Origin of the sequence: Shigella dysenteriae (genome assembly GCF_022354085.1) — a bacterium.
In the GTDB taxonomy this organism is placed as follows: Bacteria; Pseudomonadota; Gammaproteobacteria; order Enterobacterales; family Enterobacteriaceae; genus Escherichia; species Escherichia coli.
The window spans coordinates 72,311-92,778 of sequence record NZ_CP055056.1 but is presented as its reverse complement, the minus strand read 5'-3'; the positions used below and the strand labels follow the sequence as shown (position 1 = coordinate 92,778).

The 20,468-nt window shown below is 51.7% G+C and carries 33 protein-coding genes and 5 pseudogenes; 33 read left to right on the top strand and 5 right to left on the bottom strand.

The features are described from left to right. Nucleotides 1-231: 231 nt before the first annotated feature. A pseudogene (locus HUZ68_RS25175) lies at nucleotides 232-386 on the bottom strand (hypothetical protein); the annotation flags it as partial. Between the two features lie 513 nt (nucleotides 387-899). Here HUZ68_RS25175 and HUZ68_RS24725 point away from each other — a divergent pair. Genes HUZ68_RS24725 through HUZ68_RS24705 form a run of 5 tightly spaced genes read left to right on the top strand, consistent with a single transcriptional unit; the run spans nucleotide 900 to nucleotide 3,574 of the window. Continuing rightward, entirely contained in the window at nucleotides 900-1,130 is a 231-nt protein-coding gene (locus tag HUZ68_RS24725) for a hypothetical protein (protein ID WP_000218642.1), read from the top strand. A gap of 51 nt (nucleotides 1,131-1,181) precedes the next feature. Beyond that, nucleotides 1,182-2,543 carry a DUF3560 domain-containing protein gene (locus HUZ68_RS24720; RefSeq protein WP_000170714.1) on the top strand — a complete coding sequence of 454 codons (1,362 nt, stop codon included), beginning with the start codon at nucleotides 1,182-1,184 and terminating at the stop codon, nucleotides 2,541-2,543. 47 nt (nucleotides 2,544-2,590) lie between these two features. Continuing rightward, a complete protein-coding gene (locus HUZ68_RS24715; protein WP_001315564.1) occupies nucleotides 2,591-3,154 on the top strand; it encodes a methyltransferase in 564 nt (187 codons plus the stop codon). 25 nt (nucleotides 3,155-3,179) lie between these two features. Then, nucleotides 3,180-3,404: a hypothetical protein gene (locus tag HUZ68_RS24710; RefSeq protein WP_016238251.1), complete on the top strand. Its 225-nt coding sequence runs from the start codon at nucleotides 3,180-3,182 to the stop codon at nucleotides 3,402-3,404. Beyond that, a complete protein-coding gene (locus HUZ68_RS24705; RefSeq protein ID WP_071977877.1) occupies nucleotides 3,305-3,574 on the top strand; it encodes a hypothetical protein in 270 nt (89 codons plus the stop codon). Before HUZ68_RS24710 ends, HUZ68_RS24705 begins: the two co-directional genes overlap by 100 nt. Here the strand turns inward: HUZ68_RS24705 and HUZ68_RS25170 are convergent. Then, nucleotides 3,574-3,745 (bottom strand): annotated as a pseudogene (locus HUZ68_RS25170) (hypothetical protein); the annotation flags it as partial. The gene HUZ68_RS24705 and the pseudogene HUZ68_RS25170 overlap by 1 nt on opposite strands. 69 nt (nucleotides 3,746-3,814) lie before the next feature. Here HUZ68_RS25170 and HUZ68_RS24700 point away from each other — a divergent pair. The 6 genes from HUZ68_RS24700 (at nucleotide 3,815) to HUZ68_RS24675 (ending at nucleotide 8,111) form a co-directional block, all read left to right on the top strand. Continuing rightward, nucleotides 3,815-4,021, top strand: coding sequence for a hypothetical protein (locus HUZ68_RS24700; protein WP_000275853.1), 207 nt, complete (start codon nucleotides 3,815-3,817; stop codon nucleotides 4,019-4,021). Nucleotides 4,022-4,046: 25 nt separating this feature from the next. Further along, nucleotides 4,047-4,586 (top strand): single-stranded DNA-binding protein, encoded by a 540-nt coding sequence (locus HUZ68_RS24695; protein WP_000290841.1) that lies wholly within the window; start codon nucleotides 4,047-4,049, stop codon nucleotides 4,584-4,586. 62 nt (nucleotides 4,587-4,648) lie between these two features. Next, nucleotides 4,649-4,882 (top strand): DUF905 family protein, encoded by a 234-nt coding sequence (locus HUZ68_RS24690; protein ID WP_089533205.1) that lies wholly within the window; start codon nucleotides 4,649-4,651, stop codon nucleotides 4,880-4,882. A 65-nt stretch (nucleotides 4,883-4,947) separates the two neighbouring features. Next, nucleotides 4,948-6,906, top strand: a complete 1,959-nt coding sequence (locus HUZ68_RS24685) for a ParB/RepB/Spo0J family partition protein (RefSeq protein ID WP_001775124.1) — start codon at nucleotides 4,948-4,950, stop codon at nucleotides 6,904-6,906. A gap of 54 nt (nucleotides 6,907-6,960) precedes the next feature. Next, on the top strand, nucleotides 6,961-7,395 hold the full coding sequence (gene psiB / locus HUZ68_RS24680; RefSeq protein ID WP_000845953.1) for a conjugation system SOS inhibitor PsiB: 435 nt from the start codon (nucleotides 6,961-6,963) through the stop codon (nucleotides 7,393-7,395). Next, nucleotides 7,392-8,111 carry a plasmid SOS inhibition protein A gene (locus HUZ68_RS24675; RefSeq protein ID WP_239594264.1) on the top strand — a complete coding sequence of 240 codons (720 nt, stop codon included), beginning with the start codon at nucleotides 7,392-7,394 and terminating at the stop codon, nucleotides 8,109-8,111. The genes psiB and HUZ68_RS24675 overlap by 4 nt, the downstream gene beginning before the upstream one ends. A gap of 11 nt (nucleotides 8,112-8,122) precedes the next feature. Here the strand turns inward: HUZ68_RS24675 and HUZ68_RS24670 are convergent, their stop codons facing one another. Then, entirely contained in the window at nucleotides 8,123-8,311 is a 189-nt protein-coding gene (locus HUZ68_RS24670; protein WP_001299721.1) for a hypothetical protein, read from the bottom strand. Between the two features lie 21 nt (nucleotides 8,312-8,332). Between HUZ68_RS24670 and mok the strand changes: the two are divergent. The 3 genes and pseudogenes from mok to HUZ68_RS24655 all read left to right on the top strand — a co-directional run. Then, nucleotides 8,333-8,482: pseudogene (gene mok, locus HUZ68_RS24665) on the top strand (plasmid maintenance protein Mok); the annotation flags it as partial. Further along, entirely contained in the window at nucleotides 8,424-8,549 is a 126-nt protein-coding gene (locus tag HUZ68_RS24660; RefSeq protein ID WP_001372321.1) for a type I toxin-antitoxin system Hok/Gef family toxin, read from the top strand. The pseudogene mok and the gene HUZ68_RS24660, both read left to right, overlap by 59 nt. Before the next feature lie 219 nt (nucleotides 8,550-8,768). Further along, a complete protein-coding gene (locus tag HUZ68_RS24655; RefSeq protein ID WP_001426396.1) occupies nucleotides 8,769-8,999 on the top strand; it encodes a hypothetical protein in 231 nt (76 codons plus the stop codon). Here HUZ68_RS24655 and HUZ68_RS24650 read toward each other — a convergent pair. Beyond that, nucleotides 8,997-9,170: pseudogene (locus HUZ68_RS24650) on the bottom strand (hypothetical protein); the annotation flags it as partial. The gene HUZ68_RS24655 and the pseudogene HUZ68_RS24650 overlap by 3 nt on opposite strands. Before the next feature lie 69 nt (nucleotides 9,171-9,239). Between HUZ68_RS24650 and HUZ68_RS24645 the strand changes: the two are divergent. From HUZ68_RS24645 to HUZ68_RS24635, 3 genes and pseudogenes are all read left to right on the top strand, one after another. Continuing rightward, nucleotides 9,240-9,446: a hypothetical protein gene (locus HUZ68_RS24645; RefSeq protein ID WP_000547968.1), complete on the top strand. Its 207-nt coding sequence runs from the start codon at nucleotides 9,240-9,242 to the stop codon at nucleotides 9,444-9,446. Nucleotides 9,447-9,470: 24 nt separating this feature from the next. After that, entirely contained in the window at nucleotides 9,471-9,758 is a 288-nt protein-coding gene (locus tag HUZ68_RS24640; protein WP_000107535.1) for a hypothetical protein, read from the top strand. 118 nt (nucleotides 9,759-9,876) lie between these two features. Further along, nucleotides 9,877-10,697 (top strand): annotated as a pseudogene (locus tag HUZ68_RS24635) (DUF932 domain-containing protein). A gap of 296 nt (nucleotides 10,698-10,993) precedes the next feature. Here the strand turns inward: HUZ68_RS24635 and HUZ68_RS24630 are convergent. Further along, entirely contained in the window at nucleotides 10,994-11,503 is a 510-nt protein-coding gene (locus HUZ68_RS24630; RefSeq protein ID WP_024193814.1) for a transglycosylase SLT domain-containing protein, read from the bottom strand. Nucleotides 11,504-11,916: 413 nt separating this feature from the next. Between HUZ68_RS24630 and traM the strand changes: the two genes are divergently transcribed. The 16 genes from traM to HUZ68_RS24550 all read left to right on the top strand — a co-directional run bounded on the left by traM (nucleotide 11,917) and on the right by HUZ68_RS24550 (nucleotide 20,436). Next, on the top strand, nucleotides 11,917-12,300 hold the full coding sequence (traM, locus tag HUZ68_RS24625) for a conjugal transfer relaxosome DNA-binding protein TraM (RefSeq protein ID WP_001151522.1): 384 nt from the start codon (nucleotides 11,917-11,919) through the stop codon (nucleotides 12,298-12,300). A 192-nt stretch (nucleotides 12,301-12,492) separates the two neighbouring features. Further along, nucleotides 12,493-13,182 (top strand): conjugal transfer transcriptional regulator TraJ, encoded by a 690-nt coding sequence (gene traJ / locus HUZ68_RS24620; protein ID WP_000283383.1) that lies wholly within the window; start codon nucleotides 12,493-12,495, stop codon nucleotides 13,180-13,182. Between the two features lie 98 nt (nucleotides 13,183-13,280). Then, entirely contained in the window at nucleotides 13,281-13,676 is a 396-nt protein-coding gene (gene traY / locus HUZ68_RS24615) for a conjugal transfer relaxosome DNA-bindin protein TraY (RefSeq protein ID WP_001309237.1), read from the top strand. A gap of 32 nt (nucleotides 13,677-13,708) precedes the next feature. Further along, nucleotides 13,709-14,068 (top strand): type IV conjugative transfer system pilin TraA, encoded by a 360-nt coding sequence (gene traA, locus HUZ68_RS24610; RefSeq protein ID WP_000994781.1) that lies wholly within the window; start codon nucleotides 13,709-13,711, stop codon nucleotides 14,066-14,068. Nucleotides 14,069-14,082: 14 nt separating this feature from the next. Beyond that, entirely contained in the window at nucleotides 14,083-14,394 is a 312-nt protein-coding gene (gene traL / locus HUZ68_RS24605) for a type IV conjugative transfer system protein TraL (protein WP_000012106.1), read from the top strand. A 21-nt stretch (nucleotides 14,395-14,415) separates the two neighbouring features. Next, nucleotides 14,416-14,982, top strand: coding sequence for a type IV conjugative transfer system protein TraE (gene traE, locus HUZ68_RS24600; protein WP_000399792.1), 567 nt, complete (start codon nucleotides 14,416-14,418; stop codon nucleotides 14,980-14,982). Further along, nucleotides 14,969-15,697 carry a type-F conjugative transfer system secretin TraK gene (gene traK / locus HUZ68_RS24595; protein ID WP_214673585.1) on the top strand — a complete coding sequence of 243 codons (729 nt, stop codon included), beginning with the start codon at nucleotides 14,969-14,971 and terminating at the stop codon, nucleotides 15,695-15,697. Before traE ends, traK begins: the two co-directional genes overlap by 14 nt. Then, complete coding sequence (gene traB / locus HUZ68_RS24590) at nucleotides 15,697-17,124, top strand: F-type conjugal transfer pilus assembly protein TraB (RefSeq protein ID WP_000146657.1); 1,428 nt, start codon at nucleotides 15,697-15,699, stop codon at nucleotides 17,122-17,124. Before traK ends, traB begins: the two co-directional genes overlap by 1 nt. Then, entirely contained in the window at nucleotides 17,114-17,704 is a 591-nt protein-coding gene (gene traP, locus HUZ68_RS24585) for a conjugal transfer pilus-stabilizing protein TraP (protein ID WP_000002784.1), read from the top strand. The genes traB and traP overlap by 11 nt, the downstream gene beginning before the upstream one ends. Further along, nucleotides 17,691-18,011, top strand: coding sequence for a conjugal transfer protein TrbD (locus tag HUZ68_RS24580; protein WP_001057307.1), 321 nt, complete (start codon nucleotides 17,691-17,693; stop codon nucleotides 18,009-18,011). Before traP ends, HUZ68_RS24580 begins: the two co-directional genes overlap by 14 nt. Next, nucleotides 18,008-18,523 carry a type IV conjugative transfer system lipoprotein TraV gene (traV, locus tag HUZ68_RS24575; protein ID WP_000809874.1) on the top strand — a complete coding sequence of 172 codons (516 nt, stop codon included), beginning with the start codon at nucleotides 18,008-18,010 and terminating at the stop codon, nucleotides 18,521-18,523. Before HUZ68_RS24580 ends, traV begins: the two co-directional genes overlap by 4 nt. A 134-nt stretch (nucleotides 18,524-18,657) precedes the next feature. Further along, entirely contained in the window at nucleotides 18,658-18,879 is a 222-nt protein-coding gene (gene traR, locus HUZ68_RS24570; RefSeq protein WP_001278695.1) for a conjugal transfer protein TraR, read from the top strand. After that, nucleotides 18,872-19,285 (top strand): hypothetical protein, encoded by a 414-nt coding sequence (locus HUZ68_RS24565; RefSeq protein WP_000549581.1) that lies wholly within the window; start codon nucleotides 18,872-18,874, stop codon nucleotides 19,283-19,285. The genes traR and HUZ68_RS24565 overlap by 8 nt, the downstream gene beginning before the upstream one ends. Then, nucleotides 19,278-19,751, top strand: coding sequence for a hypothetical protein (locus HUZ68_RS24560; protein WP_194161624.1), 474 nt, complete (start codon nucleotides 19,278-19,280; stop codon nucleotides 19,749-19,751). The genes HUZ68_RS24565 and HUZ68_RS24560 overlap by 8 nt, the downstream gene beginning before the upstream one ends. 79 nt (nucleotides 19,752-19,830) lie before the next feature. Then, nucleotides 19,831-20,046, top strand: a complete 216-nt coding sequence (locus HUZ68_RS24555; protein ID WP_000556747.1) for a hypothetical protein — start codon at nucleotides 19,831-19,833, stop codon at nucleotides 20,044-20,046. Between the two features lie 27 nt (nucleotides 20,047-20,073). Beyond that, nucleotides 20,074-20,436, top strand: a complete 363-nt coding sequence (locus HUZ68_RS24550; protein ID WP_000836675.1) for a hypothetical protein — start codon at nucleotides 20,074-20,076, stop codon at nucleotides 20,434-20,436. Nucleotides 20,437-20,468: the final 32 nt, after the last annotated feature.

Here is a 20,468-nt window from a genome sequence, read left to right as displayed (position 1 = left end):
AGTGTTTCTTTCTTATGTTATGGAACTGTTCCTGATGTTGTTGTTCCTTTATCTGCTGCTCTGATTCTGACTACTGCAGTGTTGTTCTGTCTGCCGGGCGCACCTTCGGCTCCCGGCTGCCTGGCGGCATCCGGTCGTCAGGCCCGACTCCGACAGGCAGCTGCTGGCGCACCCGCCAGTCTCCGCCGAACCCGCTGGCGCGGTTTCGGGCTGTCGCTACGGTCCGATGCGTGAAAACCCCGGGCTTGCAGCGACCGTTCCGGTCGCGCCACCCTTGTCGCGCCGTGGCCTGCGCTCCCGGCATCCCGGCAAAAGGCCGCCGGGATGTAAGGGGCAACGCCGTTTCGCGCACGCGCTCTCCGTCGTTGCGGCGGGTCCCTGCTCATTGCCTGCCGGTGCCACACACCCGTATGAGTCCCTGTCGCCGGGGGCTGATACAGCCACAACCTGCCGCACTGACTGTCCAGGGTAAATGAACAGCCTACAAAATTTTTTACCCAAAACCCGGTAAAAAATTTTGCGTTCTGCCCAGGACAGGTGCGTCAGGCCGTGGCAGTGATGCCCCTTGCGGCGAAGGTTCTCAAACGGGTGAAGTTCATACCACAGGGAATACAGCAGCAGGTTCCCGCGAAACGTCAAAACCGCGGCTCCCGAAACTCAACGGGTGATGTTCTTTAAAAATCAGGATTTATTTCAGGCTCCGGCAATACGCATTTATGTGTTCTGTCAGTCATCCGGCTGGCAGGTAATGAGAACGCAGGAACAGAAGGAGGAAAACACCGGAGAACGTCAGACGCAGATATGAAAAAAGCAGGTCAGGGACCTGCTTAATCCACACCGCAGAGACTGCACGAACAGTCTTTACGGTTTCATTAACTAACGTCATAAGAGGCTAAATTATGACAGTAAGTATTGTTTCACCTTCCGCAGCGGCTGTAAAGCCCCGCCGTCATCCCCGTTTCAGACGCGAAGACATCCCCGCGCCGGAAATTGACCCCGTGCTGAAAGCCTTCGGGCGACACATTGCCCGGAGTTTTCACCGGGGGCGTGGTGTACACATCCCCGCCATGAAAAACACGGCCTTCGGGCAGGTGCTCCGCACACTCGAACTGAAACGCGCTTTTAACTGATGAGGTGAGCCGCCCCGCGAGGTGCGGCAACAGACGGAAGGAGAACATTTTATGACATTAGCAGCAATCACCATGACCGCCCCGGAAGCCGCCAGCCCTGTGCAGATGTACCGCGCGACCTACTCACCGGATGACAACAAACTGCGCCTGTATGCCGTGTCACGTCTTGACCCGGAGACGTATAAAAAAGTGCATGATGCCGGTTTCCGCTGGGCACCAAAACAGGCGCTGTTTGTCGCGCCAGCCTGGACACCGGGCCGGGAAGACGTGCTCCTCTCACTTGCCGGAGAGATTGAGGATGAAGACAGCACGCTCGCTGAACGTCAGGAAGCACGGGCGGAGCGGTTTACCGGATACAGCGGAAAGCGGGCCAGTGAATCCGCACAGGCACTTGATGAAGTGGAAAGACTGGCCGCGATGATCCCGCCCGGTCAGCCCATTCTTGTGGGGCATCACAGCGAACGCCGCGCCCGTCGTGATGCGCAGCGTATTGAAAACGGCATGAAACGAGCCGTGATGCTCTTTGAACGTGCGGAATACTGGGAAGAGCGGGCGCGGTCGGCACTGCTTCACGCGAAGTATAAAGAACGTCCGGACGTTCGCTGGCGTCGTATCAAAAAAATCGAAGCTGATTTGCGCAAGGCTGAAAAGACCATCGCGCAGTCGCAGAAATATCTGACGATGTGGCGGGCTGAATCGCTGGATCTGAATATGGCAAAACTCATCAGCAGTCATGACCATATCAGCGCCTGTTTCCCGCTGGATACGTATCCGCGCCCGGCAGAAAAAAGCCAGTATGAAGGAAGTCGATCGTTATGGTCGGCCCTGGATGATGACATCATCACCACGGAGCAGGCCCGCGAAATTGCGATCCGCTGTCATGAACGGCAGATTCAGCATCAACAACGCTGGGTTAACCACTATCAGAACCGCCTGATCTATGAGCGTGCCATGCTGGACGAAAGCGGCGGCGTGGTTACCCGGACACAGGATTTTGAGCCGGGCGGACAGGTTTTCAGCCGGGGCGAGTGGCTGACCATCATCCGTGTGAACAAAAGCAACGGGGCGGTGAGTTCAGTCACAACGCCAAATTACAGTTTTCTCGGGTACAGCGGCACGATGAAAGTGACGCCCGATCGCATCACGGACTACAAAGCACCATCGGCAGAAGAGGCTGCCGTCGCTAGTCAGGCCGCGAAGCGTCCGCCGGTAGTCAACTATCCGGGGGAAGGTTTCCGGGAAATGACAAAGGCACAGTGGGCCGCCCTGCCCCGGGACTGTAAGGCCGTGCGCAGTGTGGCAGAAGCAGAAGACCACGGGGCATACCGGTACCGCCGCACAATGGACAATAATTTCCGCCTGGTGAATGTGTATATCTCCGACATGAAAATCACGGAAATCCCACAGAAATAAGGTATATCCCCCCGGGAAAATCCCCGGGGGATGACGGAGATAATGATATGCACAGTCAGTTAAGAGAACGTATCCGGCTGATGCGCGCAAGGCTGGATAACGCCGCGCCGGTTGCTGAAATCCGGGCTGAATCTCAGCTTTTTGTGACTCCTGCCCCGGTCTGTGATCGCCTGGTGATGCTGGCGGAGATCAGCAACCGTGATCACATTCTGGAACCCTCTGCCGGCACCGGGGCCATACTGCGGGCGATTCGGGATACCGCGCCGGGGGCCATGTGTGATGCGGTGGAAATCAACAGCGGGCTGGTCCGGTATCTGCGGGAAAATTTTAACGGTGTCAGGGTTCAGTGTGGCGACTTCATGGAATGGCAGCCGGTGCAGTATTACAGCCGGGTTATCATGAATCCGCCGTTCAGCCACGGGCAGGATATCCGGCATATCCTGCGGGCCTTTTCCCTGTTGCGTCCGGGTGGCGTGCTGGTCGCCGTCTGTCTCAACGGACCACGCCAGCAGGAGAAGCTGTTACCGTTTTCTGACGTCCGCGAGGAGCTGCCGCGCGGCACGTTTGCTTATACCGATGTCCCGACGATGATTATTCGTCTGCGTGCCTGATGACACAGGGCCGGCGGGAGGATAAATGCCTGTCTGCCCGCGCCGGGAAAAAACGCGCGCCGGTGGTGCTGAAAGGGGCCGCGCTCACGCGCCGCCCCTTTCATTACGCGGACGTTCTGATGGGGGCTTCTGTTTCTTCATGCCTGTCATTTGTCTGTTACTGATGTTGTTGTTCCTGCTACTGCTACTGCTACTGCTACTGCTACTGCTACTGCTACTGCTACTGTTCTTCTTTTTCCTGCTGCTCTGATTCTGACTACTGCAGTGTTGTCCTGTCTGCCGGGCGCACCTTCGGCTCCCGGCTGCCTGGCGGCATCCGGTCGTCAGGCCCGACTCCGACAGGCAGCTGCTGGCGCACCTGCCAGTCTCCGCCGAACCCGCTGGCGCGGTTTCGGGCTGTCGCTACGGTCCGATGCGTGAAAACCCCTGGCTTGCAGCGACCGTTCCGGTCGCGCCGCCTCTGTCGCGCCGTGGCCTGCGCTCCTGGCATCCCGGCAAAAGACCGCCGGGATGTAAGGGGCAACGCCGTTTCGCAAACCGCGCTTCACGTCGTTGCGGCGGGTCCCTGCCCGTTGTTCTGTCCGGTGCCATTCACCTGTTTAAGCCCCTGTCGCCGGGGGCAAAGACAGCCACAACCGTCTCCGCCAGTCCAGGGGTGAAATGTACATCCCGCAAAACTTTTTGCCCAAAAGCAGGCAAAAACTTTTGCGGTCTGCCCCCGGACAGTCGTTTCCGTCCGTGGCAGTGATGCCCCTTGCGGCGAAGGTTCTCAAAAAGGTGATGGTGAATACCGGAGGGAACAAAAGGCAGGTCCCCGCAAAACGTCAAAACCGCGGCTCCCGAAACTCAAAAGATGATGGGGGCTGAAAACATCAACAGAAGGAGGCACATCATGGCAGTTCGTGGCATTAACAAGGTCATTCTCGTAGGACGCCTGGGAAAAGATCCGGAAGTCCGTTACATCCCCAACGGGGGCGCAGTGGCAAACCTGCAGGTCGCCACGTCGGAAACCTGGCGTGACAAACAGACAGGGGAGATGCGGGAGCAGACAGAATGGCATCGCGTGGTGCTGTTCGGCAAGCTCGCGGAAGTGGCTGGCGAATATCTGCGCAAGGGCGCGCAGGTCTACATCGAAGGTCAGCTTCGCACCCGTAGCTGGGAAGATAACGGTATCACCCGTTACGTCACCGAAATTCTTGTTAAGACCACAGGCACCATGCAGATGCTGGGACGTGCCGCAGGTGCTCAGACTCAGCCGGAAGAGGGGCAACAGTTCAGCGGTCAGCCTCAGCCGGAACCACAGTCGGAGGCCGGTACGAAAAAAGGTGGCGCAAAAACGAAAGGCCGTGGACGTAAGGCCGCGCAGCCCGAGCCTCAGCCGCAACCGCCGGAGGGGGAGGATTACGGGTTTTCAGACGATATCCCGTTCTGATCGGGCTGACTGTGATAACCGCCCCGCCCCGTTCTGTGCGGGGCATCACCGGAGAGATGAGAATGAGCGAATATTTCAGAATACTTCAGGGGCTGCCTGACGGTCCTTTTAACCGCAAACATGCCGAAGCTGTTGCCGCACAGTACCGGAACGTCTTTATCGAGGATGACCACGGCGAACAGTTTCGCCTGGTTGTCCGTAATAACGGTGCAATGGTCTGGCGTACCTGGAATTTTGAGGACGGTGCCGGGTACTGGATGAACCATGTCATCAGGGATTTCGGGATTCTTAAGTAAGAGAGGTGCCGGACGGGGACACGTCCGGCAGACAATCATTATTACCGTTTTGGGAGGTACTAACTATGTCAGTTACAGAGTCTAAGGCAAAAACGGAGCGTAAATCCAGCCGTAAACCTGCAAAAACGCAGGAAACAGTCCTGTCTGCCCTGCTGGCGCAGACGGAGGAAGTGAGCGTGCCGCTGGCCTCACTGATTAAATCACCGCTGAATGTGCGCACGGTGCCGTATTCTGTGGAGTCCGTCAGCGAACTGGCTGAGTCCATTAAGGGCGTTGGCCTGTTGCAGAATCTGGTCGTGCATACCCTGCCTGGTGACCGTTACGGTGTCGCCGCAGGTGGTCGCCGACTGGCTGCACTCAACATGCTGGCAGAGCGTGGCATCCTTACGGCTGACTGGCCTGTACGCGTGAAGGTTATTCCGCAGGAACTGGCGACTGCCGCATCAATGACTGAAAACGGTCATCGTCGGGATATGCACCCTGCCGAACAGATTGCCGGATTCCGCGCAATGGCGCAGGAAGGCAAAACACCTGCGCAGACTGGCGACCTGCTGGGCTATTCACCCCGCCACGTCCAGCGAATGCTGAAACTGGCAGACCTTGCACCCGTCATCCTTGATGCGCTGGCAGAAGACCGCATCACCACCGAACACTGTCAGGCGCTGGCGCTGGAGAACGACACCGCGCGTCAGGTGCAGGTGTTTGAAGCCGCCTGCCAGTCAGGATGGGGCGGTAAACCGGATGTGCGGGTTATCCGCAACCTGATTACCGAAAGTGAAGTGGCGGTGGCTGGGAACAGTAAATTCCGCTTCGTGGGGGCTGATGCCTTCTCGCCAGACGAACTGCGCACCGATTTGTTCAGCGACGACGAGGGTGGCTATGTGGACTGCGTGGCGCTCGATGCCGCCCTGCTGGAAAAACTCCAGGCTGTCGCAGAGTTCCTTCGGGAAGCCGAAGGCTGGGGATGGTGTGCCGGACGCATGGAGCCTGTAGGTGAGTGCCGTGAGGATGCCGGAACATACCGCTGTCTGCCGGAGCCGGAAGCGGTGCTGACGGAGGCGGAAGAAGAACGTCTGAACGAACTGATGGCTCGTTACGACGCGCTGGAAAACCAGTGTGAGGAATCTGACCTGCTGGAAGCAGAAATGAAGCTGATGCGCTGCATGGCGAAGGTCAGAGCGTGGACGCCGGAGATGCGTGCCGGAGGTGGAGTGGTGGTGTCCTGGCGTTATGGCAACGTGTGTGTCCAGCGAGGTGTGCAGTTGCGCAGTGAGGATGACGTGGCTGACGACGCTGACCGCACGGAACAGGTGCAGGAGAAAGCGTCAGTGGGGGGAATCAGTCTGCCACTGCTGACGAAAATGTCTTCCGAACGCACGCTGGCAGTCCAGGCGGCGCTTATGCAGCAACCGGACAAATCTCTGGCACTGCTGGCATGGACGCTCTGCCTGAATGTGTTTGGCAGCGGAGCGTACAGTAAACCGGCACAAATCAGCCTGGAATGTAAACATTATTCGCTGACCAGCGATGCGCCGTCAGGGAAGGAAGGTGTCGCATTCATGGCGCTGATGGCAGAAAAAGCCCGTCTTGCTGCCCTGTTACCGGAGGGATGGTCACGAGACATGACGACATTCCTGTCACTTAGTCAGGAGGTGCTGTTGTCCCTGCTCAGTTTCTGCACCGCATGCAGCCTTAACGGTGTCCAGACCCGTGAGTGTGGTCACACGTCACGCAGTCCGCTTGACTCGCTGGAAACCGCTATCGGATTCCACATGCGCGACTGGTGGCAGCCGACAAAAGCAAACTTCTTCGGACACCTGAAAAAGCCGCAGATTATCGCAGCCCTGAATGAGGCAGGACTGTCCGGTGCTGCACGGGATGCAGAGAAGATGAAGAAAGGTGATGCGGCTGAACATGCAGAGCACCATATGAAAGACAACCGCTGGGTGCCTGGCTGGATGTGTGCACCACATCCACAGACGGATACCACTGAACGCACCGATAATCTGGCTGATGCCGCCTGATAAACAACCACACCGCCCCGCCGGAGACGGGGCGGCAGCAAGGGAGATACCGTGATGAAAACTGAACTGACCCTGAATGTATTACAGACCATGAGCGCACAGGAATATGAAGATATCCGGGCAGCCGGAAGTGATGAACGTCGTGAGCTGACACACGCCGTGATGCGGGAACTGGATGCGCCGGACAACTGGACGATGAACGGCGAGTACGGCAGCGAGTTTGGCGGATTTTTCCCCGTCCAGGTCCGTTTCACGCCTGCCCACGAACGTTTCCACCTGGCGTTATGTTCACCGGGCGATGTCTCTCAGGTCTGGGTGCTGGTTCTGGTGAATGCCGGTGGTGAGCCGTTTGCGGTGGTTCAGGTACAGCGGCGGTTTGCACCGGAAGCCGTCAGCCATTCACTGGCACTGGCGGCGTCACTGGACGCGCAGGGGTACAGCGTCAGTGACATCATCCATATCCTGATGGCGGAAGGAGGTCAGGCATGAGCGCACGTTCACAGGCACTGGTTCCTCTCAGCACAGAGCAACAGGCCGCATGGCGGGCAGTGCCGGAGACCGAAAAACGCCGCCATCAGGGTAACACGCTGGCTGAATATCCGTATGCGGGGGCGTTTTTCCGCTATCTGAACGGAAGCCGCAGGATATCGCTGTCTGACCTGCGATTTTTCATGCCGTCCCTGACCGCAGAAGAACTGCACGGCAACCGTCTTCAGTGGCTGTATGCCATCGATGTGCTGATTGAAACACAGGGCGAGGTCTGCCTCCTTCCCCTTCCCGGTGATGCAGCAGAGCGCTTGTTCCCGTCGGTGCGGTTTCGTGTCAGGGAACGCAGTCGCCATAAATCCGCGCTGGTCATGCAGAAGTACAGTCGCCAGCAGGCGAGGGAGGCAGAGCAGAAAGCCCGTGCGTACCAGGCGCTGGTCGCTCAGGCTGAAATCGAACTGGCATTCCATTCGCCGGAAACAGTCGGAAGCTGGCATGCACGCTGGAGTGACCGGGTGGCAGAGCATGACCTGGAAACCCTGTTCTGGCAGTGGGGCGAGCGTTTTCCGTCACTGGCCGGAATGGAACGCTGGCAGTGGCAGGATATGCCATTCTGGCAGGTCATCGCAGAGGCTGGTATGGCGGCAAGGGTGGTCGGTCATGCTGTTCGTGAGATGGAGCGGTGGATGGTGCCGAACAAACTCCGGGAGGCAGCGTGATGCGGCAACAATCACACGGATTTCCCGTGAACGGTCTGAATGAGCGGATTATTTTCAGGGAAAGTGAGTGTGGTCAGCGTGCAGGTATATGGGCTATGATGTGCCCGGCGCTTGAGGCTTTCTGCCTCATGACGTGAAGGTGGTTTGTTGCCGTGTTGTGTGGCAGAAAGAAGATAGCCCCGTAGTAAGTTAATTTTCATTAACCACCACGAGGCATCCCTATGTCTAGTCCACATCAGGATAGCCTCTTACCGCGCTTTGCGCAAGGAGAAGAAGGCCATGAAACTACCACGAAGTTCCCTTGTCTGGTGTGTGTTGATCGTGTGTCTCACACTGTTGATATTCACTTATCTGACACGAAAATCGCTGTGCGAGATTCGTTACAGAGACGGACACAGGGAGGTGGCGGCTTTCATGGCTTACGAATCCGGTAAGTAGCAACCTGGAGGCGGGCGCAGGCCCGCCTTTTCAGGACTGATGCTGGTCTGACTACTGAAGCGCCTTTATAAAGGGGCTGCTGGTTCGCCGGTAGCCCCTTTCTCCTTGCTGATGTTGTACGGGCATGAACAACCTGACTTCAGGAAGGTCGTTTCCCTTCAGGAACGGGGATGAACGCGCGCCTGCGGCGCCCGTTCTTTTCCCCCGCCTTCTCTGGTTATGGCCTGTCAGAAATCACATCACCTTCCCTGTGATTATTCTCTTTTTCTTCCTGCTCTGATTCTGACTACTGCAGTGTTGTCCTGTCTGCCGGGCGCACCTTCGGCTCCCGGCTGCCTGGCGGCATCCGGTCGTCAGGCCCGACTCCGACAGGCAGCTGCTGGCGCACCTGCCAGTCTCCGCCGAACCCGCTGGCGCGGTTTCGGGCTGTCGCTACGGTCCGATGCGTGAAAACCCCTGGCTTGCAGCGACCGTTCCGGTCGCGCCGCCTCTGTCGCGCCGTGGCCTGCGCTCCTGGCATCCCGGCAAAAGACCGCCGGGATGTAAGGGGCAACGCCGTTTCGCAAACCGCGCTTCACGTCGTTGCGGCGGGTCCCTGCCCGTTGTTCTGTCCGGTGCCATTCACCTGTTTAAGCCCCTGTCGCCGGGGGCAAAGACAGCCACAACCGTCTCCGCCAGTCCAGGGGTGAAATGCACATCCCGCAAAACTTTTTGCCCAGAAGCAGGCAAAAACTTTTGCGGTCTGCCCCCGGACAGTCGTTTCCGGCCGTGGCAGTGATGCCCCATGCGGCGAAGGTTCTCAAACAGGTGATGGTGAATACCGGAGGGAACAAAAGGCAGGTCCCCGCAAAACGTCAAAACCGCGGCTCCCGAAACTCAACAGATGATGGGGGCTGAAAACCAGAGAGAGGAGAAAGCAGGATGAGTACCCGAAATATCCACGTTAACACCGCGTCGTACACGCTTCTTGTTGCCGGGAAGAAAAAAAACACCGGGGAAGAGTGGGACGTCCTGGAATTCAGCAGCCTGACTGAGCTGAAAAAATATCGCAAAAGCCACCCGGAAAAGATGGCCTTCAGTTATAGCTACGCGCTCAGTCAGGGTGTGGATAAGCAGTTCCGCCATATCAACATTGCGGAAGCCGATCACTTCAAACAGTTCCTGCGTCAGATTAAGCGTGCCGGCCTCGATATCCGGGCGATCTGCTGACCGGATGTGATGAATATCCCTCCTGATTGTTGCAATCTTGTTAATGGAGATCGGGGGGGATGATATTAAGCGGAAAAATTTTTTATTAAATTTATTCTTTCATAAAGGAGTAGCTGTTATGCGATTAGCTTCCCGTTTTGGTCGGTATAATTCCATCCGCCGTGAACGTCCTTTAACGGATGATGAATTAATGCAGTTCGTGCCTTCGGTATTTTCCGGTGATAAACATGAGTCCCGGAGTGAACGTTATACGTATATTCCAACAATCAATATCATCAATAAGTTACGTGATGAAGGTTTCCAGCCATTCTTTGCCTGTCAGAGTCGGGTTCGTGATTTGGGACGTCGCGAATACAGTAAACATATGTTACGTCTTCGCAGGGAAGGGCATATTAACGGACAGGAGGTTCCTGAAATTATCCTGCTTAATTCACATGATGGTTCATCCAGTTATCAGATGATCCCCGGAATTTTTCGTTTTGTCTGCACAAATGGCCTGGTGTGCGGAAATAATTTTGGCGAAATCCGCGTTCCACATAAAGGTGATATTGTCGGGCAGGTTATCGAGGGAGCGTATGAAGTGCTCGGTGTCTTTGAAAAGTCACTGATAATATGGAGGCGATGAAAGAAATTCATCTTAACAGTGACGAGCAACATTTATTTGGCAGAGCTGCACTGATGGTCAGGTATGAAGATGAAAATAAAACGCCAGTGACACCTGAACAGATAATTACTCCCCGTCGTCGGGAAGACAAACAGAACGATCTCTGGACAACCTGGCAGCGGGTTCAGGAGAATATGATAAAAGGTGGATTATCGGGGCGAAGTGCCTCCGGGAAAAATACCAGGACAAGAGCCATTACAGGTATTGATGGTGATATAAGAATCAACAAGGCGTTATGGGTGATTGCCGAACAGTTCAGAAAGTGGAAGTCATGATAATATAAGTAAAGCCCCGAAAAAATTTTCGGGGCTTTACTTATATTATCATTTTTCGGCATTGCTGTGTCGTCTGATATACCTCAATTTCATCAACCGGCTTTCCGGTTGTCTGTAAATATTGTGCCCGCGAAAAATGGTCTGGCAGGAGGCTGCGCAGTTACCGGGTATATATAAGATGGGTTCCCGCTTCGCGGGGCTTCGGCCAGTCAGTATTGTCACTCATATGATATTTTTGTGTGTGGCCTTCCATGCCGCTTTTGCGGCATAACCGGTATCTGACAATGTCTGTAAGATTAATTGTTCTGCACGCTGTTAATTTCCGGAAGTGATTTCTTCGTGGCCGGAAGCCGGATACCTTTACTGCTTTTTATCCCAGTATAAATCCGGTAAACATCTGATGCGTAGGCAAGACGTCTCTGGTTCTGGCGTTCGGTTTTCCTGAATCCGGCATTGTATGCACCAACGGCCTCCCAGGTGACGCCCCATTTTTTAAATGCTATTGCCAGATAATAAGCACCGGTATAAATGTTCATGCAGGGATCTGTTGTCAGATGTTCTGGCTTAATTCCGTAGCGGGCCAGTTCGTTAAAATGCTGGGAATCTACCTGCATCAGTCCACTGCCATATCCCGTTACCGGATTAATACCGATGGCATTAACCCGGTAACGGGATTCTTTCCATGATATTGCTCTCAGTAAATCAGGATCTATTTTGTAATCCCGGCCTGCAAGATCAAAGCAATCAGTGGCATGGCAGATCTCATTTATAAACATCAGGCAGATGGCTAACATCCATTTTTTCATTTTTCCACCTCTGGTGACTTTATCCGTAAATAATTTAACCCACTCCACAAAAAGGCTCAACAGGTTGGTGGTTCTCACCACCAAAAGCACCACACCCCACGCAAAAACAAGTTTTTGCTGATTTTTCTTTATAAATAGAGTGTTATGAAAAATTAGTTTCTCTTACTCTCTTTATGATATTTAAAAAAGCGGTGTCGGTGCGGCTACAACAACGCGCCGACACCGCTTTGTAGGGGTGGTACTGACTATTTTTATAAAAAACATTATTTTATATTAGGGGTGCTGCTAGCGGCGCGGTGTGTTTTTTTATAGGATACCGCTAGGGGCGCTGCTAGCGGTGCGTCCCTGTTTGCATTATGAATTCTAGTGTTTCGAAATTAACTTTATTTTATGTTCAAAAAAGGTAATCTCTAATGGCTAAGGTGAACCTGTATATCAGCAATGATGCCTATGAAAAAATAAATGCGATTATTGAGAAGCGTCGACAGGAAGGGGCAAGGGAAAAAGATGTCAGTTTTTCAGCAACAGCTTCAATGCTTCTTGAACTGGGGCTTCGTGTACATGAGGCTCAGATGGAGCGTAAAGAGTCTGCATTTAATCAGACTGAGTTTAATAAATTGCTTCTTGAATGCGTTGTAAAAACACAATCATCAGTAGCGAAAATTTTGGGTATTGAGTCTCTCAGTCCTCATGTCTTCGGAAATCCAAAGTTTGAATATGCCAATATGGTTGAAGATATCAGGGAGAAGGTATCATCTGAGATGGAACGATTTTTTCCAAAAAATGATGATGAATAAAAGAAATTTGACTTCGTTCAAATATAAATATCAGAGTTTTTATGATTTTAAAAGGTGACAGTACGAAAGATAATTAGTATATTAATTACGTGGTTAATGCCACGTTAAAATTTGAAATTGAAAATCGCCGATGCAGGGAGACGTGAACTCCCTGCATCGACTGTCCATAGAATCCTTTGTGAGGAGGTTCCTATGTATCCGATGGATCGTATTCAACAAAAACATGCTCGTCAAATAGATCTGCTGGAAAATCTGACGGCAGTTATTCAGGATTATCCAAATCCAGCCTGTATCAGGGACGAAACTGGAAAATTTATTTTTTGCAATACGCTGTTTCATGAGTCATTTCTTACACAAGATCAAAGTGCTGAAAAATGGCTTCTGTCGCAGAGAGATTTTTGTGAATTGATCTCTGTCACAGAGATGGAAGCATATAGGAATGAGCATACGCATCTTAATCTTGTAGAGGATGTTTTTATTCAGAACAGATTCTGGACAATATCTGTCCAGTCATTTCTTAATGGACACAGAAATATTATTCTGTGGCAATTTTATGATGCTGCTCATGTTCGTCATAAAGACAGTTATAATCAAAAAACGATTGTCAGTGATGATATCAGAAATATAATCAGAAGAATGAGTGATGATTCTTCTGTATCATCATATGTAAATGATGTCTTTTACTTATATAGCACCGGAATCAGTCATAATGCTATAGCAAGAATATTAAACATATCCATCTCCACATCAAAGAAACACGCGTCTCTGATATGCGACTACTTCTCTGTTCCTAATAAAGATGAGTTAATCATCTTACTCTACAATAAAAAGTTTATTCATTATTTGTACGAGAAGGCTATGTGTATCATAAATACGCGTTAATAAAGTGTTAATAAAATATAGACTTTCCGTCTATTTACCTTTTATGATTATTCTGCAAACATAAGTAGTAACCAGAAGATAAACAGCGGGAGGTGTTATTGAAAAGATTTGGTACACGTTCTGCAACAGGTAAGATGGTAAAACTAAAATTACCTGTAGATGTGGAAAGTCTATTAATTGAGGCAAGTAACAGAAGCGGAAGAAGTCGATCGTTTGAGGCAGTAATAAGACTTAAAGATCATCTTCACCGCTATCCAAAGTTTAACAGGGCAGGGAATATCTATGGTAAGTCGCTGGTTAAGTATCTGACAATGCGTCTGGATGATGAAACTAACCAGCTACTTATTGCAGCCAAAAATCGTAGTGGATGGTGTAAAACAGATGAGGCTGCAGACAGAGTTATTGATCATTTGATCAAGTTTCCTGATTTTTATAACTCGGAGATATTCAGGGAGGCAGATAAAGAGGAAGATATAACATTTAATACACTCTAGTTTTATTCATTTATCCGAAATTGAGGTAACTTATGAATGCTGTTTTAAGTGTTCAGGGTGCTTCTGCGCCCGTCAAAAAGAAGTCGTTTTTTTCTAAATTCACTCGTCTGAATATGCTTCGCCTGGCTCGCGCTGTGATCCCGGCTGCTGTTCTGATGATGTTCTTCCCGCAACTGGCAATGGCAGCACAGGGCCAGGACCTGATGGCAAGCGGTAACACCACGGTTAAGGCGACCTTCGGTAAGGACTCCAGTGTTGTTAAATGGGTCGTTCTGGCTGAAGTTCTGGTCGGTGCGGTCATGTACATGATGACCAAAAACGTCAAGTTCCTGGCCGGTTTCGCCATCATCTCTGTATTTATTGCTGTGGGTATGGCCGTCGTTGGCCTCTGACAGGAAATAAAACGATGTCGGGAGACGAGAATAAACTTAAGAAATATCGTTTCCCGGAAACACTGACCAACCAGAGCCGCTGGTTTGGCCTGCCACTGGATGAACTGATCCCCGCAGCAATCTGTATTGGCTGGGGTATCACAACATCGAAATATCTGTTCGGTATTGGTGCAGCGGTTCTGGTTTATTTCGGGATTAAAAAACTGAAAAAAGGGCGGGGCAGTTCCTGGTTACGTGACCTGATTTACTGGTATATGCCAACAGCCCTGCTGCGCGGTATTTTTCATAATGTTCCCGATTCGTGTTTCCGGCAGTGGATTAAATAGAACTGATACCAGGATTGTTATATGGAACACGGTGCCCGTTTAAGTACCAGTCGTGTAATGGCCATCGCCTTTATATTTATGTCAGTGCTTATTGTTCTCAGCCTCTCTGTTAACGTCATTCAGGGGGTGAATAACTACCGTCTTCAGAATGAGCAACGCACTGCCGTGACGCCAATGGCATTTAATGCCCCCTTTGCCGTGTCACAGAACAGTGCCGACGCCTCTTATTTACAGCAGATGGCGCTGTCATTTATTGCCCTCCGTCTGAATGTTTCATCAGAAACCGTCGATGCCTCACATCAGGCGCTTCTGCAATATATCCGCCCGGGCGCACAGAACCAGATGAAAGTTATTCTGGCTGAAGAAGCGAAGCGTATTAAAAACGATAACGTGAACTCAGCCTTTTTCCAGACCAGTGTTCGTGTCTGGCCTCAGTATGGCCGTGTGGAAATTCGTGGTGTGCTTAAAACCTGGATTGGTGATTCAAAACCTTTCACTGATATTAAACATTACATCCTTATTCTGAAGCGGGAAAACGGGGTGACCTGGCTGGATAATTTCGGGGAAACAGACGATGAGAAAAAATAATACGGCAATAATATTCGGCAGCCTGTTTTTTTCCTGCAGCGTGATGGCCGCAAACGGTACGCTGGCCCCCACCGTGGTGCCAATGGTGAACGGTGGTCAGGCCAGTATTGCCATCAGCAATACCAGCCCGAATCTGTTTACCGTTCCCGGTGACCGGATTATCGCCGTGAACAGTCTGGATGGTGCCCTGACCAATAATGAGCAGACCGCCTCCGGCGGTGTGGTGGTGGCCACCGTCAACAAAAAGCCCTTTACGTTCATTCTGGAAACTGAGCGGGGTCTGAATCTTTCCATTCAGGCCGTTCCCCGTGAAGGCGCGGGGCGTACCATTCAGCTGGTCAGTGACCTGCGCGGAACCGGAGAAGAAGCCGGTGCGTGGGAAACGTCCACGCCTTACGAATCCCTGCTTGTGACCATCAGCCAGGCCGTCCGTGGCGGAAAATTACCTGCAGGCTGGTATCAGGTCCCGGTGACAAAAGAAACCCTGCAGCCCCCGGCGGGGCTGTCTTCAGTGGCAGATGCTGTATGGACGGGGAATCACCTGAAGATGATCCGCTTTGCCGTGGAAAATAAAACGCTGTCTGCCCTGAATATCCGGGAAAGTGACTTCTGGCAGCCGGGAACCCGTGCCGTGATGTTCAGCCAGCCTGCCGGCCAGTTACTGGCAGGTGCGCGCATGGATGTGTATGTCATCCGTGACGGGGAGGGCAACTGATGGCCAGTATCAATACCATTGTGAAACGCAAGCAGTACCTGTGGCTGGGGATTGTGGTTGTCGGTGCAGCCTCCGCGATTGGTGGGGCACTGTATCTGTCTGATGTGGATATGTCCGGTAACGGTGAAACCGTGGCTGAACAGGAGCCTGTGCCGGATATGACCGGTGTGGTGGATACGACCTTTGATGACAAGGTGCGTCAGCATGCCACCACAGAGATGCAGGTGACGGCAGCACAGATGCAGAAGCAGTATGAGGAAATCCGTCGTGAGCTGGATGTCCTGAACAAACAGCGCGGTGATGACCAGCGTCGTATTGAAAAGCTGGGACAGGACAATGCTGCACTGGCAGAGCAGGTGAAAGCCCTGGGTGCAAATCCTGTCACCGCGACCGGTGAGCCTGTACCGCAGACGCCAGCCTCACCGCCCGGCCCGGAAGGCGAACCACAGCCAGGAAACACACCCGTATCTTTCCCGCCGCAGGGCAGCGTTGCTGTTCCACCGCCGACGGCGTTTTATCCCGGGAATGGTGTCACGCCACCACCGCAGGTGACGTACCAGTCTGTACCGGTGCCTAACCGGATACAGCGTAAGGTGTTCACCCGTAATGAGGGAAAACAGGGACCATCACTGCCGTACATTCCGTCAGGAAGTTTTGCGAAAGCCATGCTGATTGAAGGAGCGGATGCCAATGCCTCAGTCACCGGTAATGAATCCACGGTGCCGATGCAGCTGCGTATCACCGGTCTGGTGGAAATGCCGAACAGCAAAACGTATGACGCAACGGGATGTTTTGTGGGGCTGGAAGCCTGGGGGGATGTGTCCAGTGAACGTGCCATTGTACGCACCCGCAATATCAGCTGCCTGAAGGACGGCAAAACTATTGATATGCCGATTAAGGGGCATGTCAGCTTCCGGGGTAAAAACGGTATCAAGGGCGAAGTGGTGATGCGTAACGGCAAAATCCTCGGCTGGGCATGGGGCGCGGGATTTGTTGACGGTATCGGTCAGGGAATGGAGCGCGCTTCCCAGCCGGCTGTCGGGCTGGGTGCCACTGCTGCTTACGGGGCCGGCGATGTCCTTAAAATGGGTATCGGTGGCGGCGCATCGAAAGCTGCACAGACGCTCAGTGACTACTACATCAAACGTGCCGAACAGTATCACCCGGTGATACCGATTGGTGCGGGCAACGAAGTGACCGTGGTGTTCCAGGACGGCTTCCAGCTGAAAACCGTGGAAGAGATGGCGCTGGAGCGCACGCAGAACAGAGCGGAAGAAGATAATCCGGAAAGTCCGGTTCCTGTTCCGCCATCAGCTGAAAGTCATCTTAACGGCTTTAATACTGACCAGATGCTGAAGCAGCTGGGCAACCTGAATCCGCAGCAGTTTATGTCCGGCAGCCAGGGAGGAGGCAACGATGGCAAATAATATGTCGTCCCGTCAGGCGTGCCATGCCGCCCGGTATGTTGTCGCCCGGGTTCTGCGAGGACTGTTCTGGTGTCTGAAGTACACCGTCATTCTGCCACTGGCCACAATGGCCCTGATGGCTCTGTTTGTTTTATGGAAGGACAACACCACGCCGGGGAAATTACTGGTTAAGGAGATTAACTTCGTAAGACAAACAGCACCTGCCGGACAGTTCCCGGTCAGTGAATGCTGGTTTTCTTCCTCTGATTCTTCAGGCAGATCAGAAATACAGGATATCTGTCATTACCGCGCGGCTGATGCTGCAGATTATGTCAGGGAGACTGACCGGTCACTGATGCAACTGGTCACCGCATTATGGGCAACACTGGCACTGATGTATGTCTCGCTGGCAGCGATCACCGGGAAATATCCGGTGCTGCCCGGAAAAATGAAATGTATCCGGGTGGTAACCGCAGATGAATATCTGAAGGACGTTTATACGGAAGACGCTTCCCTGCCGGGAAAAATCAGGAAATGCCATGTTTATTTCCCTGATGACCGAACAAACAGAAGCAACGGAGATAAAAATGAACATGCGTAATATTAATGTTATTACAGCCCGCGTTGTGCCGGATAAAAACGTATCAGATGATTTTATGCATGCAGTTCTCAGTAACTGCACCACAAAAATAGTTCTTCCTGCTCCGAAGGTGTTCAGTTCTGAATCATTGCCGCACAATTTTAATATGGCTGCTGTCGGTGTGATGAAGAAGGGAATGTCGATGAGCTTATTTTCTTCTCCGGGAAATACAGTGGTCTCCGGACATCCCTGTGCAGGGAAAACAAATCTGACAGCAGAGTTAATTTCTGCTGTTGTGGGGAGTAATAAAAAAGGAGAAGGACAATGAAACAGATTTCTTTATTTATTCCTCTGCTGGGAACCTTATTACTTTCCGGCTGCGCAGGAACAAATACGGAATTTGAGTGTAACGCCACCACATCCGATACCTGTATGACGATGGAGCAGGCCAATGAGAAGGCCAAAAAACTGGAGCAGTCCTCAGAAGCAAAGCCGGTTGCGGCATCACTGCCGCGCCTGGCTGAAGGGAACTTCCGGACAATGCCGGTGCAGACCATCACCGCGACCACTCCGTCCGGCAGCAGACCTGCGGTGACGACACTTCCGGAGCAGAAACTGCTGACACCTCGCCCGCTGTTTACTGCAGCCCGGGAAGTGAAAACGGTTGTCCCGGTCAGTTCAGTTGCGCCGGTAACGCCTCCCCGTCCGTTAAGAACGGGTGAGCAGACGGCAGCATTATGGATAGCACCATATATTGATAATCAGGATGTTTATCATCAGCCATCCAGTGTGTTTTTTGTTATTAAACCGTCTGCGTGGGGAAAACCACGTATTAATTAACTTGCCCTGAAGTTGTATATCAGCCGGCAATGCCGGTGGGCTTTCTGTATTCATAATCTGCCTGTAAAACGAGTGCCCTGTGCGTGAAAAGGGATGGGCGGTAGCGTGTCAGAACATGTCGGGAGGAATATTCCGTGAGTGATGAAGCCGATGAAGCATATTCAGTGACAGAACAACTGACCATGACAGGAATAAACCGGATACGCCAGAAAATAAATGTTCATGGTATTCCTGTTTATCTTTGTGAAGCATGCGGAAATCCTATTCCGGAAGCCCGGCGGAAAATATTTCCCGGTGTGACGTTGTGCGTTGAATGTCAGGCGTATCAGGAAAGGCAGAGGAAACACTATGCATAAATCAGAAAATGAAAAAATAGATTTTATTCTGGATGAGCATGAGCGGATATTCAGAAAACAGGGTTCTTTGTGTATGGCACTGGGTAAGGGCTTTTTAGTTATAGCTATTCTTTGTGGTGTTGCCACATTCTGTGTTTCTGGCCTGTATCTGAAATCCCTGTGCCTGTCTGTTGCCTGCTGTTGTGGGGTATTCAGTCGTATTTTTAATTATTACAGCGTACCGGAGGAATCACGCATGGTACTCAGTCGTCAGGAATTACTCCGGCTTATGCGTCTGACTGAAGACGTACCAGATGTGAGACAGGAACTGCTTAACCGTTTGTTGTCCGGTAAAAAACTGACTGGTCGGGATGAACAGGATATCCGGCGTCTCTGGCAGGAAACGCAGAGGAAACACTATGCATAAATCAGAAGCTGAAAAAATAGATTCTATTCTGGATGAACATCAACAGATATATCGCAGACATAACCGAATAGATAACATCCTGGCGTTTTGTGCGTGTATTGCATGGTTTCCCTGTATTATTGCTGCGTTCGGCGTTGATGGTATATATCTGAAAATCCTGTTTGCGGTCCTTGCCTGCTGTGGTGCGGTATGCTTTTTTATTTTCTTCTTCACCCTCCTGCCGGAATCACTCATGGTCCTCAGCCGTCAGAGCCTGGTTCAGCTTATGCGTCTGACTGAAGACGTACCGGATGCGAGCCAGGAACTGCTTAACCGTCTGCTGTCCGGTAAAAAACTGACTGGTCGGGATGAAAAGGATATCCGGCGTCTCTGGCAGGAGAAAGTGGATGCAATGCAGGAGTCTGCCACCCGTCAGCGTGAACAGGATACTATTCGGAAGTTTACTGAAGGGAATAAATCCGAATGAGAATCTGCAGTGTTTTATGACCTCATAAGTTAACTGAAGGGATATTCAGTGATTAATATACAAGCGGAGGTAATAAAGAATGCATACCTTTATTTTTCTTGTGCTGATAAAAAATATTAACGGTGGCGGAAGCTGGAATATTACACCCATGCCAAATACGGACGTATGCGTGCAGGTTCTTCGGACAATCGAATCACACGGAGGCAGGGGATTTGGAAATACAGGGGAATGTATTGAAGTTAAAACAAATAAACCTTTGAACAACGTGATGGATACACTGAATGGGGGGCAATGAGTGCTTACTGCTTCAAAGGAAAATGAAATGAAGTCGATATATTTAGAATCTGTTCTGGCTTTTATATTTGTTGGCGTTATGGCTATGTTGATATGTGGTCTTTTTTACAATGACTACCTTGAGCAACAACCTGCAACACCAGAACAACTGACAGAGATTACACAGGATATCCCCTGTGCAGCAGAAGCATTTAAGGAAGCTATTAAGTCTGACACATCTGATTATCAGCCTGAACCTTTAAGTCTTGGTAAGGCAAAAGAGCTTGCATCAGCGTGTAGAGAAAGAAACGAAATGGCAGAGGTGAAACGGGTAAGAGAAAATGAGCGCAATAAGATTCGCGAAAAACAAATTCAGGCATTAAATGATGCTCATTCAGTAAAGGAACGTTAATCCAGGTTTCCTGTTAAAAGCCTCCATCTCTT

Bases quoted from the DNA above. Each gene is read 5' to 3' on its own strand.
- HUZ68_RS24655 (WP_001426396.1), top strand. From the start codon at position 8,769: ATGGCCTGTCAGAAATCACATCACCTTCCCTGTGATTATTCTCTTTTT.
- traB (WP_000146657.1), top strand. From the start codon at position 15,697: ATGGCCAGTATCAATACCATTGTGAAACGCAAGCAGTACCTGTGGCTG.
- HUZ68_RS24670 (WP_001299721.1), bottom strand. From the start codon at position 8,311: ATGAAAATTAACTTACTACGGGGCTATCTTCTTTCTGCCACACAACAC.
- HUZ68_RS24560 (WP_194161624.1), top strand. From the start codon at position 19,278: ATGCATAAATCAGAAGCTGAAAAAATAGATTCTATTCTGGATGAACAT.
- traP (WP_000002784.1), top strand. From the start codon at position 17,114: ATGGCAAATAATATGTCGTCCCGTCAGGCGTGCCATGCCGCCCGGTAT.
- HUZ68_RS24640 (WP_000107535.1), top strand. From the start codon at position 9,471: ATGAGTACCCGAAATATCCACGTTAACACCGCGTCGTACACGCTTCTT.
- HUZ68_RS24675 (WP_239594264.1), top strand. From the start codon at position 7,392: ATGAGCGCACGTTCACAGGCACTGGTTCCTCTCAGCACAGAGCAACAG.
- traL (WP_000012106.1), top strand. From the start codon at position 14,083: ATGTCGGGAGACGAGAATAAACTTAAGAAATATCGTTTCCCGGAAACA.
- HUZ68_RS24555 (WP_000556747.1), top strand. From the start codon at position 19,831: ATGCATACCTTTATTTTTCTTGTGCTGATAAAAAATATTAACGGTGGC.
- HUZ68_RS24645 (WP_000547968.1), top strand. From the start codon at position 9,240: ATGCACATCCCGCAAAACTTTTTGCCCAGAAGCAGGCAAAAACTTTTG.
- HUZ68_RS24580 (WP_001057307.1), top strand. From the start codon at position 17,691: ATGAACATGCGTAATATTAATGTTATTACAGCCCGCGTTGTGCCGGAT.
- HUZ68_RS24725 (WP_000218642.1), top strand. From the start codon at position 900: ATGACAGTAAGTATTGTTTCACCTTCCGCAGCGGCTGTAAAGCCCCGC.
- HUZ68_RS24565 (WP_000549581.1), top strand. From the start codon at position 18,872: ATGCATAAATCAGAAAATGAAAAAATAGATTTTATTCTGGATGAGCAT.
- traJ (WP_000283383.1), top strand. From the start codon at position 12,493: ATGTATCCGATGGATCGTATTCAACAAAAACATGCTCGTCAAATAGAT.
- HUZ68_RS24550 (WP_000836675.1), top strand. From the start codon at position 20,074: ATGAAGTCGATATATTTAGAATCTGTTCTGGCTTTTATATTTGTTGGC.
- HUZ68_RS24685 (WP_001775124.1), top strand. From the start codon at position 4,948: ATGTCAGTTACAGAGTCTAAGGCAAAAACGGAGCGTAAATCCAGCCGT.
- psiB (WP_000845953.1), top strand. From the start codon at position 6,961: ATGAAAACTGAACTGACCCTGAATGTATTACAGACCATGAGCGCACAG.
- HUZ68_RS24720 (WP_000170714.1), top strand. From the start codon at position 1,182: ATGACATTAGCAGCAATCACCATGACCGCCCCGGAAGCCGCCAGCCCT.
- traM (WP_001151522.1), top strand. From the start codon at position 11,917: ATGGCTAAGGTGAACCTGTATATCAGCAATGATGCCTATGAAAAAATA.
- HUZ68_RS24690 (WP_089533205.1), top strand. From the start codon at position 4,649: ATGAGCGAATATTTCAGAATACTTCAGGGGCTGCCTGACGGTCCTTTT.
- HUZ68_RS24630 (WP_024193814.1), bottom strand. From the start codon at position 11,503: ATGAAAAAATGGATGTTAGCCATCTGCCTGATGTTTATAAATGAGATC.
- HUZ68_RS24700 (WP_000275853.1), top strand. From the start codon at position 3,815: ATGTACATCCCGCAAAACTTTTTGCCCAAAAGCAGGCAAAAACTTTTG.
- traE (WP_000399792.1), top strand. From the start codon at position 14,416: ATGGAACACGGTGCCCGTTTAAGTACCAGTCGTGTAATGGCCATCGCC.
- traA (WP_000994781.1), top strand. From the start codon at position 13,709: ATGAATGCTGTTTTAAGTGTTCAGGGTGCTTCTGCGCCCGTCAAAAAG.
- traK (WP_214673585.1), top strand. From the start codon at position 14,969: ATGAGAAAAAATAATACGGCAATAATATTCGGCAGCCTGTTTTTTTCC.
- HUZ68_RS24715 (WP_001315564.1), top strand. From the start codon at position 2,591: ATGCACAGTCAGTTAAGAGAACGTATCCGGCTGATGCGCGCAAGGCTG.
- traV (WP_000809874.1), top strand. From the start codon at position 18,008: ATGAAACAGATTTCTTTATTTATTCCTCTGCTGGGAACCTTATTACTT.
- HUZ68_RS24710 (WP_016238251.1), top strand. From the start codon at position 3,180: ATGCCTGTCTGCCCGCGCCGGGAAAAAACGCGCGCCGGTGGTGCTGAA.
- HUZ68_RS24695 (WP_000290841.1), top strand. From the start codon at position 4,047: ATGGCAGTTCGTGGCATTAACAAGGTCATTCTCGTAGGACGCCTGGGA.